Genomic DNA, 14178 nt, shown 5'->3' with positions numbered 1-14178 from the left:
TGTTTAAAACTAGCTTTATGAGCCGTATAATCGTTAACAATTTGATAATTTCCGTATAATTTGTATTTATAAATTGTAAGTCCTTCCAAACCAACTGGACCTCGCGCATGAGTTTTATTAGTCGATATTCCGACTTCCGCTCCAAAACCGTATCTGAATCCATCCGAAAATCTTGTTGAAGTATTTGAATAAACATTTGCAGAATCTACGAAAGTCATGAATTTTTCTATATTTTCTTTATTTTCAGAAATTATAGAATCGGTATGATGAGAGCCGAATTTATTTATATGTTTATAAGCGTCTTCCACATCGTCTACTATTTTTAACGAAACTTCTTTATCTCCGTATTCTTTATGCCAATCTTCTACCGTTCCTATGTCGGATAATATTTTTTTTGTTTCTTTATCTCCGTTCATTTTAATATCGTTTTCTTTGAATAAATAATATAATTTTTTTAAGAATTCATTTGCAATATTTTTATTTATTAAAATAGTTTCAACCGAATTGCATGCGCTCGGATATTGAGCTTTTGAATCCAGACAAATTTTCAAAGCATTCTCGATATTTGCGCTTTCGTCAATATATAAATGACATATTCCGTCCGAATGTCCCAAAACGGGAATATTGGTATTTGCCTTTATATATTGAACCAAATCGTTTCCGCCTCTCGGAATTATCAAATCGATATATTTATCCATAGACAGAATATTTTTTATATCCTCTCTACTGAAAATCAAATTAACCGAATTTTTTGGAAATTCTTTTATATCGTTTAACGATTCGTTTATTATTTCAAATATTATTTTATTCGTATTTTCGCCTTCGCTTCCGCCTTTCAATATTACGGCGTTTGCGGATTTTATGCATAAAGAAGATATTTGAGAGATAACATCTGGACGCGCTTCAAATATAACGGCAATGAGTCCGATTGGGCATGAAACTTTTTTTAAGATTAAATTGTCGTCAAGTTCAGTTTCCGATAATATTTTATTTATAGGGTCATCCAATTTTATAACATCTTTTATTCCCGAAATTATATCGAGCATTTTATTTTCATCCAATTTGAGTCTGTTAAACATCGAAACGGAAATTTTATTTTTATTTAAAAGTTCTTTTGAATATTCCAAATCTTTACCATTTGCTTCAAATATTTCATTTTTTCTTTTTTCAATATTTTTCGCAATTTCCGAAAGAGCTTTATTTTTTATTTCGGCGCTTAAAGACTGAAGTTTATAAGTCGATTCTTTTGCATTTTTTACCAAATCTATTAATTCCATAAAATTGTCCGTTTGTTTTTTGTATTTTATTTTTTATATAGTATCATATTTTAGAAAAATTTAAAATAAAACTATTGACATATTGTATAATCTATGTTATATTTTATCTAAAATTAAAGCTAAATGACAAAGGATTAGTAAATTATGAGAGAAACTACTGTAACTTTGTTAAGCAAAGCAAAGCAAAGCAAAGCAAAGCCATAATTGTCTTTTAAATAATTATTTAACATATCTTATATTCTCAAATATTGGAGTCTACAATGTCTAAAAGTATTGTAGATAAAATCGCATGGTGGATACCAATAAGAACCGTAAGAGATAATTTTAGAAAGAAAATTAATGATTATATAAGCAAATTTGTTATAAACGAATTAAAAGAATATTCTAAAAGTTGCAATAGTGAAATAGTTAATAAATATTTATTGGGTTTAAAAGGCGTGGAGATAGGAAGGGCTTCATATGCAAATTATGGAATAGATGCTATAAATATAGATAGAGTAGATATTAGAAAAACTAATAACGATAATGTATATTTTAAAGAACAGATTAAATTTAGTAATATAATAACTAAAGTAGATTTAATAGCCGATGGAGATAATTTGCCTTTTAAAGATAATACATTAGATTTTGTTTTTACAAGTCATGTTTTGGAACATTTTTATGACCCTATAAAAGCCTTACAAGAATTGTATAGAGTTATAAAAATCGGAGGTTATGTTTTCATGATAATTCCGCATAAAGAAAGAACTTTTGATAAAGATAGAGAGAGAACGACTTTAAACGAATTAATAAACAGACATAATCAAATAATAAAAACTGAAGAACAATTTACGGATAAACATCATTCCGTATGGATAACGGAAGATGTATTAGAACTCTGCAAATATTTAAAGATGAATGTAATAGAATATCATGATACGGACGATTGTCGTCATGATGGTTTTATAATAGTTATACAAAAATAAAATTATTAATTATAAAAATAAAGCCTCTAATTAAATAATAATTATTTATCTATTTTTGCCGCATAAACTTAAATCGATTTTTCCTTCAAAAGAATATCTCGCTTCGCCTTTCATAAAAACTTTTCCGTCTCTATAATCGAGCATTAAATCTCCGCCCAAAAGATGATTTAAAATCTTGCTTTCCGTTCTTTTGCTAATAAATCCCGCAACGCAAACGGCTGACGCCCCTGTCTTATAAAAAATTTTATTGACAATAATATTTTATAAAATATACTATCATAAATAAAATAACAAAAACTAATAAATCTATTTAGGAGAAAAAATATGATTAAAAAATTTATCTATGTTTTAACTTTTATTATTATCTCAATATTCGCTTTTTCATGCGGAGAAAAGAAAACAGGAAATACGGGAAGCCTCACAATAATACATATGAACGATACGCATGGAAGAGACGAGGAAGAAATTATAATTACAAAAGGCGATAATCCGCAAACTAATCATAAATACGGAGCGGCAAGAAGAGCGGCTTATATAAAAGAAATCAAAGCGACTAACGATAATGTTTTGATTTTGCACGCGGGAGACACGATTACGGGAAGCGTTTATTCAACGGTTTTTAAGGGCAGAGACGAAGTTGATATAATGAATATGATAGGAGTCGATGCGGCTACTATAGGAAATCATTTTGTAGATTACGGGCTTGAAAATTTTACCGAAATAATGAAAGAAAGAAAATTTCCAACATTGTCGATTAATATAAAAAATAAATCCGACAACAGTTTATACGCTACTCCTTATATTACTACAAATGTTAACGGTTTGAATGTGGCAATAATAGGATTGACTACCACCGATGCGGTTTATAATCCCGAATATGTGAAAGATTTGATTTTTGACGAAGAAATAAAAGCCTTAAAAGATTTTATTAAAAAAACGCCTTTACATAAAACCAACGATATTACGATTCTTTTAAGTCATATCGGTTATGAAGTCGATAGAAAAGTTGCCGAAGAAATTCCAAATACTTTTGATATTATAATTGGCGGACATAGTCATACGGAATTAAAAGAAGCCGATATTGTCAGAGGAACTCCGATTGTCCAAACGGGTTATTACGGAATGAATTTGGGACATATAGATTTGTCGGTTTCAAACGGAATTGTCGATAAAGCAAATTTAATTTATAAACTTATTCCTATGGACGAAAATATCGCTCAAGATAGCGAAATGCTAAAATTTATTGCCGAAATGAAAGGAACGGTAGACAAAGAATTTAATGTTAGAATAGCGACTTTGCCTTACGAATTAAAACATGAAGGAATAAGGTCAAATTCTATGGCGCTTGGAAATTTCGCGTCCGATTTGGTAATCGATTCTTATCCTAATATAGACATGGTATTAATGAATTCTGGCGGTTTAAGAACTCCTTTAAAAAAAGGCGATATAACATTGGGAAATATCCAAAATGAATTTTTCCCTTTCGACAACGAAGTTATAATAGTTTCGTTATCGGGCGGAGATGTTATCGAAATGCTTAAAATATCGGGCAAAAAGAGAGGAGCGGGAGCTTTCTTGCAATTATCTCGAAGAATGGAAGTCAAATATAACGCTGAAAACGGAGATTTGATATACGCAAAATTAAACGGCGAAGATATAGACATTTCAAAAGATTATAATATAGCTTTGTCAAGTTTCATATTTTTAGGAGGAGACGGATATACAGACAGCGAAGGAAACGCCATAGGCAAAAAAGGAAAAAATATTGTTATGACGGGAAACGATATGAGAGACGCTATGATTTCAAAAATAAAAGAATTGAATAATATTCCGACTTCTTATATAGACGAAAATCCAAGAGTTATATTTGAATAAGAATTAATTTAAAAATATTTTTAATATTTAAAAAAATAAAAAAGAGTTCGTAAAAATTGCGGACTCTTTTTATTTTAAAGATTTTTATCATTTCTATTTTTATTTATTTTGTTCTTCAAACAAATGCATATAATCGACATCCATTAATTTTGCAAGTTCCATTGCGGAAAAGTTAGCTTCTTTAATATGATAATCCGCTCCGTTTTCTATAAGAACTTTTATTATATCTTCGGGCTGTTTTTTCACTATAGCCAAATGCAAAGGCGTCACTCCTCTGTCGGTTATTGCATTGACATCCGCTCCTTTATCTATCAAAGCTTTAACTATTTGTGGGCTGTTGATTTGAACGGCTAAATGCAGGCAGGTTAATTTATTTTCGTTTTTATAAGTAATATCTTCTTTTGCGCTTCTATTAATGGCTTCGAGCAAAGCGTTAATATGTTCTTCGCTGTTTATTTTCGATTCGTATTTTTTATCTATTATTATTTTAAATAAATCGAACAGGCTATATCCTTTATTAAGATTATTTTTTTTCATTTATAATTTTCTCCAATTTTATACGCGTTATACAATCAATTTTATTTTTTATTTCGCTTCGGTTTTCTTACATTCGTTCCATAAAAAATCCATCTCTTCCAAAGTCATATCCGTTAAATTTTTATTTTTTTCATTCGCTTTTTCTTCGACATAATTAAATCTTCGGATAAATTTATTATTCGCCTTAATAAGAGAATTCACGGGATTAATTTTATTCATTCGGGCAAAATCTAAAGTCGTCATAATCAAATCGCCGATTTCTTCTTCCAAATGTTCTTTATTATTTTCGTTATCATTACAAAATTCATCATAAGCCTCTTTCACTTCAAAAAATTCTTCTTCGACTTTTTTCAAAGAATCGTCCGCGTTTTTATATTCAAAACCGACTCCCGCCGCTTTTTTCATTAATTTGTAGGCTCGCTCCATTACTGGCAGAGAGTTTGGAATATCATCCAAAACGCTTTTATAATTTTTATTTTCTTTTTTTGATTTTTCTTCTTTTTTAATTTTGTCCCATTGTTTCAATATTCCGTCAACATCTTTAATATCGCTTTCTCCAAAAACATGCGGATGTCTTCTAATGAGTTTTTGATTTATATTTTTTATAACTTCGTCAATATCGAATTTATTTTCATCGTTTGCAAGTTCGGAAAAAAATACTATATGCAAAAGAACATCGCCGAGTTCCTCTTTTATATTTTGATAATCTCTTTTAGAAATTCCATCGACTACTTCGTAAGCTTCTTCCAAAAAACATGGAATTAAACTGTCGAAAGTTTGAACTTTATCCCAAGCGCATCCGTTTTCGCCTCTCAATCTTTTCACTATCGAAATTAATTCTTCAAAAGATTTCATTTTTTAATTCTCTTTATTTTAACTTTTTATAATTTATTCTTTTAGGTTCGAGTATCGCGTTATAAATTATCGCTTTCTTTATATCTAAAGAAGAAATTATATTGCTTACATTACTTGCTTTTTTATCAAAACTAAAATTTTCAAAATTGATATTTTCTATATTATTTTTATTATCTATTATCGAATTGTATTTTTTTTGTAATTCGAGCATTTCCATATCTTTATAGGATATTTCATAATTTTTATTTTCTTTAACTTCTTCAACGACTTCCTTAAATTTCTCAATTTTATTAATTTGCGGTTTTTCAATCGTTCTTTCTCTATTTAAAGTATTATTCAAATTTTTATTTAGAGTTTCATTTAGATTTTTAAGAATTTCTTCGTCTTCCAATTTGTCCTGCTGATATTTTTTTACTACTACTTGTTTAGTAGATTTTTTTTGTTTTCCCGTTTGTTTTTTATTAGCCTGATTGATAAGCGCGATAATTGCCCATATAATAGCTATTATAATATATAAAAATATTTCCGACATAAAAATTCTCTAAAAATTTATTTTGATTATTATAACATAATATATTTTATAAAACAAATTTAAAATAGTTTTATTTATATCATTTTAGACATCGAACGATTTTTCCATCCGACATTTCATAAACATTATTCGCATGCGCCGCTATATTATGAGCATGAGTTACCATAACGATTGTAGTTCCGTTTTTATTTAATTCGTTAAATATTTCCATCAAAGTTTTTGTAGTCGAAGGGTCCAAATCGCTTGTCGGTTCGTCCGCTATTAAACATTTGCAGCCGTAAGCCAAAGCTCTTAATATCGAAACTTTTTTCATTTCTCCGCCAGATAAATTTGACGCTTTTAAATAAGTTTTTTCTTTAAGCGAAAATAATTCTATATTTTTTTTAGTTTGTTTTATCTCTTCTTCTGTTATTTTATGTTTGAAAGAAAGAGGCATTAATATATTGTCGATAACATTTAAAGTGGGAACAATCACGGGATATTGAAAAATATAAGAAAAATATTCTCTTCTGAAACTTGCCAAAATTTCTTCGGAAGGATTTTCCAATTTATAAGAATCGTAATAAATAGCGCCTTCGCTCGGTTTTAATATTCCTCCGATTATACTTAATAAAGTGCTTTTTCCACTTCCAGTATGTCCGACAAGGCTTATAAAATCTCCTTGATTTATATCCAGACTTATATCTTCGCAGGCTTTAAATTTTCCTACGCCAAAACTGAAAGTTTTTGAAATATTGATAATTTTTATATTCATAATGTTCCCCTTAAATCTTCGTAAGGATTTCTCTTTAGAAGAATAGAATTTATGATAAAAGCACCGAACATAAAAATTAAAATCAAAACTACATTTGCACAAAATATTAAAAAAGCTCCGCTGAATACATCGGACATTTCGATTATTTCCAAAATAGCTTTATTGTATCTTATATATAAAATCGCAATTTCTATGACGCATATTAAAAAAGATATTAAAGCGTATAACAAACTTAATATTGTGTATAATTTTCTCACCGCCAATTTTGTCGAACCGAATATTCTTAAAGTGGAAAACATTCTGCTGTTTTTTGAAAAAATATATACGCTTATAATAGCCGCAAGCAAGAAAGCCGCTATAAAGATAAAAATAAATAAAGAATAAATTGAAAATATTCTAAAAAAAGAAATCAATTCGCTTTGAATCAATATTTCGTATTTCCAAACCAAACTAAAAATTGAATTTATAACCATAAGTTGAGATATGATTATAAACATTATTACCGAAAAAAACATATTGCCTTTTATAATCTTAAAAGCGTAGCCAATAACCGAATTATACACTATAACCTCTCCGAAAAACTATGTTAAAACTTTAAACTATTAAAAATATCTATTGTAAAATATTATATACTAATATTGATTTAATTCAATCTATTAAATATTAAAATTATCATAAGAATACGAACCAGCTGGATGAACTTTGACTAATCATACTCCTACTCATTCAGGCAGTTAATTTGATAATATAGTTTAATTCACACATTCAAGCACGGGCGAGGTTAAAAACTTCGTCCGTTGTTATTTATTAAGAACAATTAACGAATTATGCAATTTTGCTTTCTTTAATTAAAATAAAACTAATTTTTATATTTAATTTAATCGTAATTTAGGAAATGAAAATGGAAAAAATCAATATATTAAAAATCATGGAATTATTGCCTCATAGATATCCTTTTTTGCTTGTCGACAGAGTGGAAAGCGTGGAAGAAGGAAAAATACATGCGATAAAAAATGTAACTTTTAACGAACCTCAATTTACGGGGCATTTTCCAGAAAGTCCGATTATGCCGGGCGTTCTTATGGTTGAAGCTTTGGCTCAAGTTTCGGGAATTTACTGTTATACGAAAATATTGAAACCAGAAGAATATGGAAAAAAATTCATGTTCTTTGCAAAAATAGATAATGTTAAATTCAAAAATCCCGTTATCCCGGGCGATATAATGAATATGTTTGTTACGGTTGACGCTTTTAGTAATAATTTACTTAAAACGCATGGAGAAGTTAGAGTTGAAGATAATCTCGCATGCTCCGCGGATTTGGGATTATTTTTAGTCGATAAGGAAGCTATGAAAATAAATAAATAAAAATAATAAAATAAATTAGGAAAGTAGATGGAAAAAGAAATTCATGAAACCGCGATAATATCCGAAAGCGCTAAAATATCGGACGGAGTAAAAATAGGTCCTTACGCGGTAATAGAAGGCGAGGTTAATATTGGCGAGAATACGGTAATCGGAGCGCATACGATTATAAAAGAATATACGACTATTGGAAAAAATAATATAATTCATCCTCATGCCGTTATCGGAGATTTGCCTCAAGATATAAGTTTTGACAGAAATAAAATAAGTTTTCTTGAAATCGGAGAGGGAAACGAAATAAGAGAATTCGCTAATCTGCATCGTTCGGCTAAAGAAAACGGGAAAACCATAATAAAAAACAACTGCTATATAATGGCAACGGGACATGTCGCTCATGACTGCGAGATAAATGATAAAGTAATTATATGCAACGGTTCTTTGGTGGCGGGACATGTGAGAGTGGAAAAAGGAGCTTTCATTTCTGGTAATTGCGTCATTCATCAATTTTGTGCCATAGGAGAATACGCGATGATAAGCGGAATGGCGGGAGTCGGAAGAGATATTCTTCCTTACGCTTTGACTTCACATGCTGGCGAGGCTATAGTATATAAATTAAATCTTGTCGGAATGAGAAGAGCGGGATTTACTTCGGAAGAAATATCTCAAGCGGAAGAATTTTACGATATTTGGTATGGCTGGAATAAAACTAAACAGGAATTTTTGGATAAATATTTAAACGATACTTCTTTAAATAAAATGGCTAAAAATATTGTGGAGTTTATATCAAAATCAAAAAGAGGAATAACTCCGAAAAAAACGGTATAATTTATGAGAATATTTATAGCTACGGGAGAAGTATCGGGAGACATTCAAGGCGCTTTGCTTGCGAAAAAAATAAAAGAATTATCGCCCGAGATTATAATAGACGGTTTCGGCGGAGTTGAAATGAAAAACTCTGGCGTCAATATTCTTTCCGATATGTCTACTCTATCCACAATGGGAATATTTGAAAGCGTTAATCCTAAATTCGCTTTTAAGAAAATCGACGCGTTTAAAATATTAAAAATGTATCTCAAAAAAAATAAAATAGACATTATGGTTTTGGTGGACAATCAAGGCGCTAATCTTCTTTTGGCAAAATACTGCAAAAAAAACAATATTAAATATATTTATTATTTTCCGCCTCATGTTGGAATTTGGGGAGAATGGAACGCTAAAAGATTAATTTCGGCTAAAAAAATAATAACTCCTTTCAAATTCGATTACGATGTTTATAAAAAGCATGGCTGCGATGTAGTTTATAGCGGACATCCTTTTTCCGATTTGAATTACGATTTAGAGCCTCCGAAATTAAATATGGAAGAAAAAGAATGGACGATTGGAATATTATTCGGAAGCAGATACCAAGAAATAAAAAAATTATCTCCCGTATTTATAAAATCAATGAAAACTCTTAACGATATGCTTTCTTCAAATATAAGATTTGTAATACCAATCGCTTATCCTGAATATAAAAAACCTATAGAAAGAATAATGAATAGTCATAAAAGCTCATTAAAAGACATTCAATATACTTTTTTGGAAGGAGAAAATAAAGACTTCGTATATAAATATTCTGACGCTTTGATAATGTCGAGCGGAACGGCGAGCCTCATAGCGGCATGCTACGGAAAACCTATGGTTATATGCTATAGAATTTCTTACATTACTTTTTTTCTTGGAAAGCTTTTAACGAATATAAAATATATTGGAATGCCGAATGTTATGCTAAACGAAGAAGCGGCTCCCGAATTACTGCAAAGCGACTGCAACCCTAACGCAATAACGAGCCATATAATAAAATATTTGGCTGATAAAGAATATTATAAAAAAACAAGCGATAATTTAATTAGAGTTAGAGAGATGCTCGGCGAAAAAAATGTTTTGGAAAGAGTCGCAAAAGAAATTATAAATTCGTAAATTCTTTATTTTAATAATTTTTAATAAATTTAATAATTATCAAAATTCTAAATAAAAAAGAGAGTTTCAAATATGCTTAAAATCGATTCTCAAACTAATTTGGACGATATAAGAAAAGTCGTTTCAAAAATCGGAAAAGAAGCAGTTGAATTCGATATTATTTGGCTTAATTTTATTACGAGAAGAAAAGCGGTTTTTTTAGTTGGCGAAATATTAAAAAAATACAATATAGAAAAATATAATGACGATACGATTTATATATTGAAAGAACTTATAACGAACGCTATAAAGGCTAGATACTGGCATATAATCGCGATAAAATCTTTAAAAATTTTTAGTCCGTCCTACAGTAAAAAAATAGACGAAGATAAATATTTTGAAGACGGCGAAATAATGGCTAAATATTCGGAAATTATTAAAGACGAAGAAAATAAAGAAAAATTAAAAAAATTGCTTAATTTGGAAAAAATTTTGATAAGCGAGATGGACGAAAAAAATAACGCCAATATTTTAAAAGACGAAAAATATAAAGAATTAATTGATTTTATGGAAAATACCAAAAATAAATTTATAATAAAATTAATCGTAGAAATTAAAAAAAACAATATCGAATTTACGATTATAAACGATTCGCCTCTGATAATGATAGACAAAACGAGAATCGATTCAAAAAGACTCACATTTAGCGAATATTATAATAAAGGCATGACGGAAAATTTTTTTATGGAACAGCTGGATAATTCTGAAAGCGCGGGATTCGGTTTGGCTTTATGCGATTTGCGACTGTATAATAATAATTTGAATCCGAAAGAACATTTAATAATTTACGATGAAAATAATAAAACTTACTCGAAACTTATACTGCCGATAAAACAGACTTTTAATTATCTGTCGTCTCATAATAAATATTGATTATAATTCTTGAGCTATTTCTTCGATTTTGAATATCTCTAAAATATCGCCTTTTTTAATATCGTTGAAATTTTCTATTGAAGCTCCGCATTCGTATCCCGAAGCGACTTCTTTAACATCGTCTTTTATTCTTCTTAAACTTGAAATTTTGCTCGTATAAATAAGCACATCGTCTCTCACTACTCTAACGCCAGCATTTCTTTCTATTTTGCCCGAAGTGACATAACAGCCCGCGATAGTTCCGACTTTAGGAATATGGAATACATCTCTAACTTCAACCGCTCCAATATCGACTTCTTTTTTGATTCTTTCAAGCGAGCCTTTCATAGCGTTTTGAATCGCTTCTATCGCTTCGTATATAATGTCGTATCTTTCAATCGGTATGGATAATTTTTCGGATAATTCTTTTGCCTTTGCCGATGGACGAACTCTATAGGCTATTATTATCGCGTTCGAGGCATGCGCCAAATTGACATCGCTTTCCGTCACCGCCCCAGACGCGCTATATATAGAAACGAAACGAATTTTATCGCTCTGTATTTTATTCAAAGCGTCTTTCAAAGCTTCGGCGCTTCCTTGAACATCCGCCTTGATTATTACTTTAAATTCTTTCATCGATTCGGACGCGATTTTTTCGTAAAGATTTTCCAAAGTGACTTTAACATTAGCCTTCAAAGCTTCCTGCTGTTTTAATTGCACTCTCTTATCGGCTATCGCTTTTGCTTCTTTTTCATCGAGCATAACATTGAAAGATTCTCCAGCTTCGGGAGTTTTTTCAAATCCCAAAACTTCAACTGGAGTGGAAGGCAAAGCTTCGTTTACTCTTTTGCCCAAATCATTAACCATCGCTCGCACTTTTCCAACCGCAAGTCCGCAGACAAAATAATCTCCGATTTTCAAAGTTCCGTTTTGCACTAAAACCGTTCCGACTGGTCCGCGTCCTTGGTCTAAAGAGGCTTCCAAAACAATTCCAATCGCTTCTCGGTTAGGGTTTGCTTTTAATTCGAGCATTTCAGCCTGCAAAATAATCGCTTCCAATAATTCGTTGATTCCCGTTTTCTGTAACGCGCTTACTCCTATATATTGAGTGTCGCCTCCCCATTCTTCGGGAGTTAGTCCGTATTCGGATAGAGCCGCTTTGACTTTATCCATACTCGCGTTTGGCAAATCCATTTTATTAACCGCCACTATAATCGGAACATTAGCTTCTTTCGCGTGATTTAAAGCTTCCAAAGTTTGAGGCATAACTCCATCGTCCGAAGCCACAACCAATATTACTATGTCGGTGCTTTTCGCTCCTCTCGCTCTCATCATAGTAAAAGCGGCATGTCCCGGAGTATCTATAAATGCAATTTCTCCGCTCGGTATTTTTACTTTATAAGCTCCTATATTTTGAGTGATTCCTCCGCTCTCTTTAGCCGTTATATTGCTGTGTCTTATCGCGTCCAAAAGAGATGTTTTTCCATGGTCGACATGTCCCATTATCGTAACTACTGGAGGACGAGGTTTTAAATCTTCTTCTCTGTCTTCTTTTATTTCAATAGTCGCTTCTTCCTGCAGCGATATTACATTAACTTTGCATCCGAAATCGTCCGCTATGATTGTTGCCGTATCCGAGTCGATTATATCGTTTACTCTCGCCATAGTTCCCATGCCCATTAATTTTGAAATAATATCGGAAGCTCTCAAATTCATTTTCTTTGTCAAATCGCCTACGGTAATCGTTTCCATTATATTAATTTCTTTTTCAACGCTTGCGAGTCTCTGTTCCTGCTGAAGTTTTTTCGCCTGCATTTTATTGAATATTTTATTTTCTTGTCTTAACGCGGCTTCGGCTTTAGCGTCTTTTATCGAACTTTTTTTATCGTAATCTCTTTTTTTAGAATCTCTTCTTCCAGAATCGGCTCTTCCTCCGCCTTTTGAATATGAATTATCTTCCGATGTAGCAGTCGGAGCGGATTCTTTGAAACTTGGTTTGGAATATCTATTAAACGGTTTGCTTTCTCTATTATCTCTATTTTCTTCTCTGAAAGAAGTTCTTGTTCTGCTTTCTCTGTTTTCTCTACTTTCTCTGCCGTCTCTATTTTCTCTGTTATTATTTTCCCTGCTATGCGAATATTTTTTTTCTTTTGAACTCTCTCTCTCTCTGCTTTTAAAATTTTCTTTTGAACTTTCTTTCGGTTTAGTTTTCGGAGTTTCGGGTTTATTATCTTCCGCTTTTTCCGTTTTTATTATAATTTTTTTCTTTATAACTTTTTTAACTTTCTTTTTAACCGCCGTAGCCTGCGTATCTTCTTTACCGCTCGAAGGACTGCTCGCTCGGGCTTTTTTGCTTATAATAACTTTTTTGGGTTTATTATCGATTGTAATATTTTCCTCTTTTTTCTCGCTTTTTTTAATAGGCATTTATCCTTTCCCATAATTAATTTTAATTTCCTCTTGGAAGCAAATTGGTTTGTGCGCCTTGCTGTAAAGGAGACATTATGCTCGCTTCTCCCAATATGGAATTATTTCTTTCTATAATAGCTTTATCTTTCAAATCGGTTATATCTCTTTGAACCATCTGTTCGGCATAAGCAACTTTATATAATTGATTTATCGTAGGCATAGTTTGAGTATTATAATTCGTTATTCCATACATTTGCGAAAGCTGAGCTTGAGCTTGTTCAAAAAATGCTCTCGCCTGTTCTGGAGTAGGGTCGGGAATATTTTTACTCGCTTCTAAAATAAGTCTTTGTAAATAATATTGCGACTTAAGAGTTCTCACCGCGGCGTTGATTATAGATTTCGCTTCTTCGCTTTCAAAAAATTTTTCTTCTTCGGCTTTTTTCAAAAGAAGGACATCTCTTATTAAAACTTCCGAATAATATTGTTTAGTCGCGTTATCGTTTTTTGCCAAAGTTATTTGCTCTTCGTTAGCGCCTTGATATTGCATTGAAGCCGTCAAATCTTTTTCAAAATTAATTTGATTTATTGAAAGGTCATCAATTTTTACAACCCAATCTCCATCGCCTCCAGATAAATAATTAATCGAATCCAAAGAAGCGGTTGAATTTTTATTATTCGAACATGACAATAATAACATTGCAGTCAAACTTATTAATAATATTTTAGCGTTTTTTAAATTTTCTAAATACATAGATTTTCTC

Annotated in this window: 14 protein-coding genes and 1 pseudogene; 6 read left to right on the top strand and 9 right to left on the bottom strand. The window is 31.0% G+C overall.

Annotated elements, in window-relative coordinates; genetic code table 11:
* Nucleotides 1-1277, bottom strand: a 1277-nt coding sequence (locus ACR0QS_RS04950) for a glutamate-5-semialdehyde dehydrogenase (protein WP_432632338.1), incomplete at its 3' end; no start/stop codon positions are given.
* Between the two features lie 260 nt (nt 1278-1537).
* Here ACR0QS_RS04950 and ACR0QS_RS04945 point away from each other — a divergent pair.
* A complete protein-coding gene (locus ACR0QS_RS04945) occupies nt 1538-2242 on the top strand; it encodes a class I SAM-dependent methyltransferase (RefSeq protein ID WP_432632337.1) in 705 nt (234 codons plus the stop codon).
* Between the two features lie 45 nt (nt 2243-2287).
* Here ACR0QS_RS04945 and ACR0QS_RS04940 read toward each other — a convergent pair.
* Nucleotides 2288-2473: pseudogene (locus ACR0QS_RS04940) on the bottom strand (hypothetical protein); the annotation flags it as partial.
* 93 nt (nt 2474-2566) lie between these two features.
* Here ACR0QS_RS04940 and ACR0QS_RS04935 point away from each other — a divergent pair.
* On the top strand, nt 2567-4117 hold the full coding sequence (locus tag ACR0QS_RS04935) for a bifunctional metallophosphatase/5'-nucleotidase (RefSeq protein WP_432632336.1): 1551 nt from the start codon (nt 2567-2569) through the stop codon (nt 4115-4117).
* A 99-nt stretch (nt 4118-4216) separates the two neighbouring features.
* Here ACR0QS_RS04935 and ACR0QS_RS04930 read toward each other — a convergent pair whose 3' ends face one another.
* From ACR0QS_RS04930 to ACR0QS_RS04910, 5 genes are all read right to left on the bottom strand, one after another.
* Nucleotides 4217-4654, bottom strand: coding sequence for an ankyrin repeat domain-containing protein (locus tag ACR0QS_RS04930; RefSeq protein ID WP_432632335.1), 438 nt, complete (start codon nt 4652-4654; stop codon nt 4217-4219).
* A 48-nt stretch (nt 4655-4702) separates the two neighbouring features.
* Nucleotides 4703-5509: a nucleoside triphosphate pyrophosphohydrolase gene (gene mazG, locus ACR0QS_RS04925; protein WP_432632334.1), complete on the bottom strand. Its 807-nt coding sequence runs from the start codon at nt 5507-5509 to the stop codon at nt 4703-4705.
* A 13-nt stretch (nt 5510-5522) separates the two neighbouring features.
* Nucleotides 5523-6041 (bottom strand): hypothetical protein, encoded by a 519-nt coding sequence (locus ACR0QS_RS04920; protein ID WP_432632333.1) that lies wholly within the window; start codon nt 6039-6041, stop codon nt 5523-5525.
* A gap of 79 nt (nt 6042-6120) precedes the next feature.
* Complete coding sequence (locus ACR0QS_RS04915) at nt 6121-6795, bottom strand: ABC transporter ATP-binding protein (protein ID WP_432632332.1); 675 nt, start codon at nt 6793-6795, stop codon at nt 6121-6123.
* Nucleotides 6792-7358: a hypothetical protein gene (locus ACR0QS_RS04910; protein ID WP_432632331.1), complete on the bottom strand. Its 567-nt coding sequence runs from the start codon at nt 7356-7358 to the stop codon at nt 6792-6794. The genes ACR0QS_RS04915 and ACR0QS_RS04910 overlap by 4 nt, the downstream gene beginning before the upstream one ends.
* A 338-nt stretch (nt 7359-7696) precedes the next feature.
* Between ACR0QS_RS04910 and fabZ the strand changes: the two genes are divergently transcribed.
* From fabZ to ACR0QS_RS04890, 4 genes are all read left to right on the top strand, one after another.
* The gene (gene fabZ, locus ACR0QS_RS04905; RefSeq protein ID WP_432632330.1) at nt 7697-8161 is read left to right on the top strand and encodes a 3-hydroxyacyl-ACP dehydratase FabZ; all 465 of its coding nucleotides are present in this window, start codon (nt 7697-7699) and stop codon (nt 8159-8161) included.
* A 27-nt stretch (nt 8162-8188) separates the two neighbouring features.
* Nucleotides 8189-8983, top strand: coding sequence for an acyl-ACP--UDP-N-acetylglucosamine O-acyltransferase (gene lpxA, locus ACR0QS_RS04900; RefSeq protein WP_432632329.1), 795 nt, complete (start codon nt 8189-8191; stop codon nt 8981-8983).
* A 3-nt stretch (nt 8984-8986) separates the two neighbouring features.
* On the top strand, nt 8987-10117 hold the full coding sequence (gene lpxB, locus ACR0QS_RS04895) for a lipid-A-disaccharide synthase (protein WP_432632328.1): 1131 nt from the start codon (nt 8987-8989) through the stop codon (nt 10115-10117).
* Between the two features lie 72 nt (nt 10118-10189).
* The gene (locus ACR0QS_RS04890; protein WP_432632327.1) at nt 10190-11029 is read left to right on the top strand and encodes a hypothetical protein; all 840 of its coding nucleotides are present in this window, start codon (nt 10190-10192) and stop codon (nt 11027-11029) included.
* Here ACR0QS_RS04890 and infB read toward each other — a convergent pair whose 3' ends face one another.
* Both infB and ACR0QS_RS04880 read right to left on the bottom strand, forming a co-directional pair.
* Nucleotides 11030-13435, bottom strand: a complete 2406-nt coding sequence (infB, locus tag ACR0QS_RS04885) for a translation initiation factor IF-2 (RefSeq protein WP_432632326.1) — start codon at nt 13433-13435, stop codon at nt 11030-11032.
* Nucleotides 13436-13457: 22 nt separating this feature from the next.
* Nucleotides 13458-14178, bottom strand: a 721-nt coding sequence (locus ACR0QS_RS04880) for a hypothetical protein (protein WP_432632325.1), incomplete at its 5' end; no start/stop codon positions are given.

Source organism: Brachyspira sp., from assembly GCF_050873525.1.
In the GTDB taxonomy this organism is placed as follows: domain Bacteria; phylum Spirochaetota; class Brachyspiria; order Brachyspirales; family Brachyspiraceae; genus Brachyspira.
Note: the sequence above shows the minus strand (reverse complement) of the source record. Positions and strands in the feature narration are given on the sequence as shown.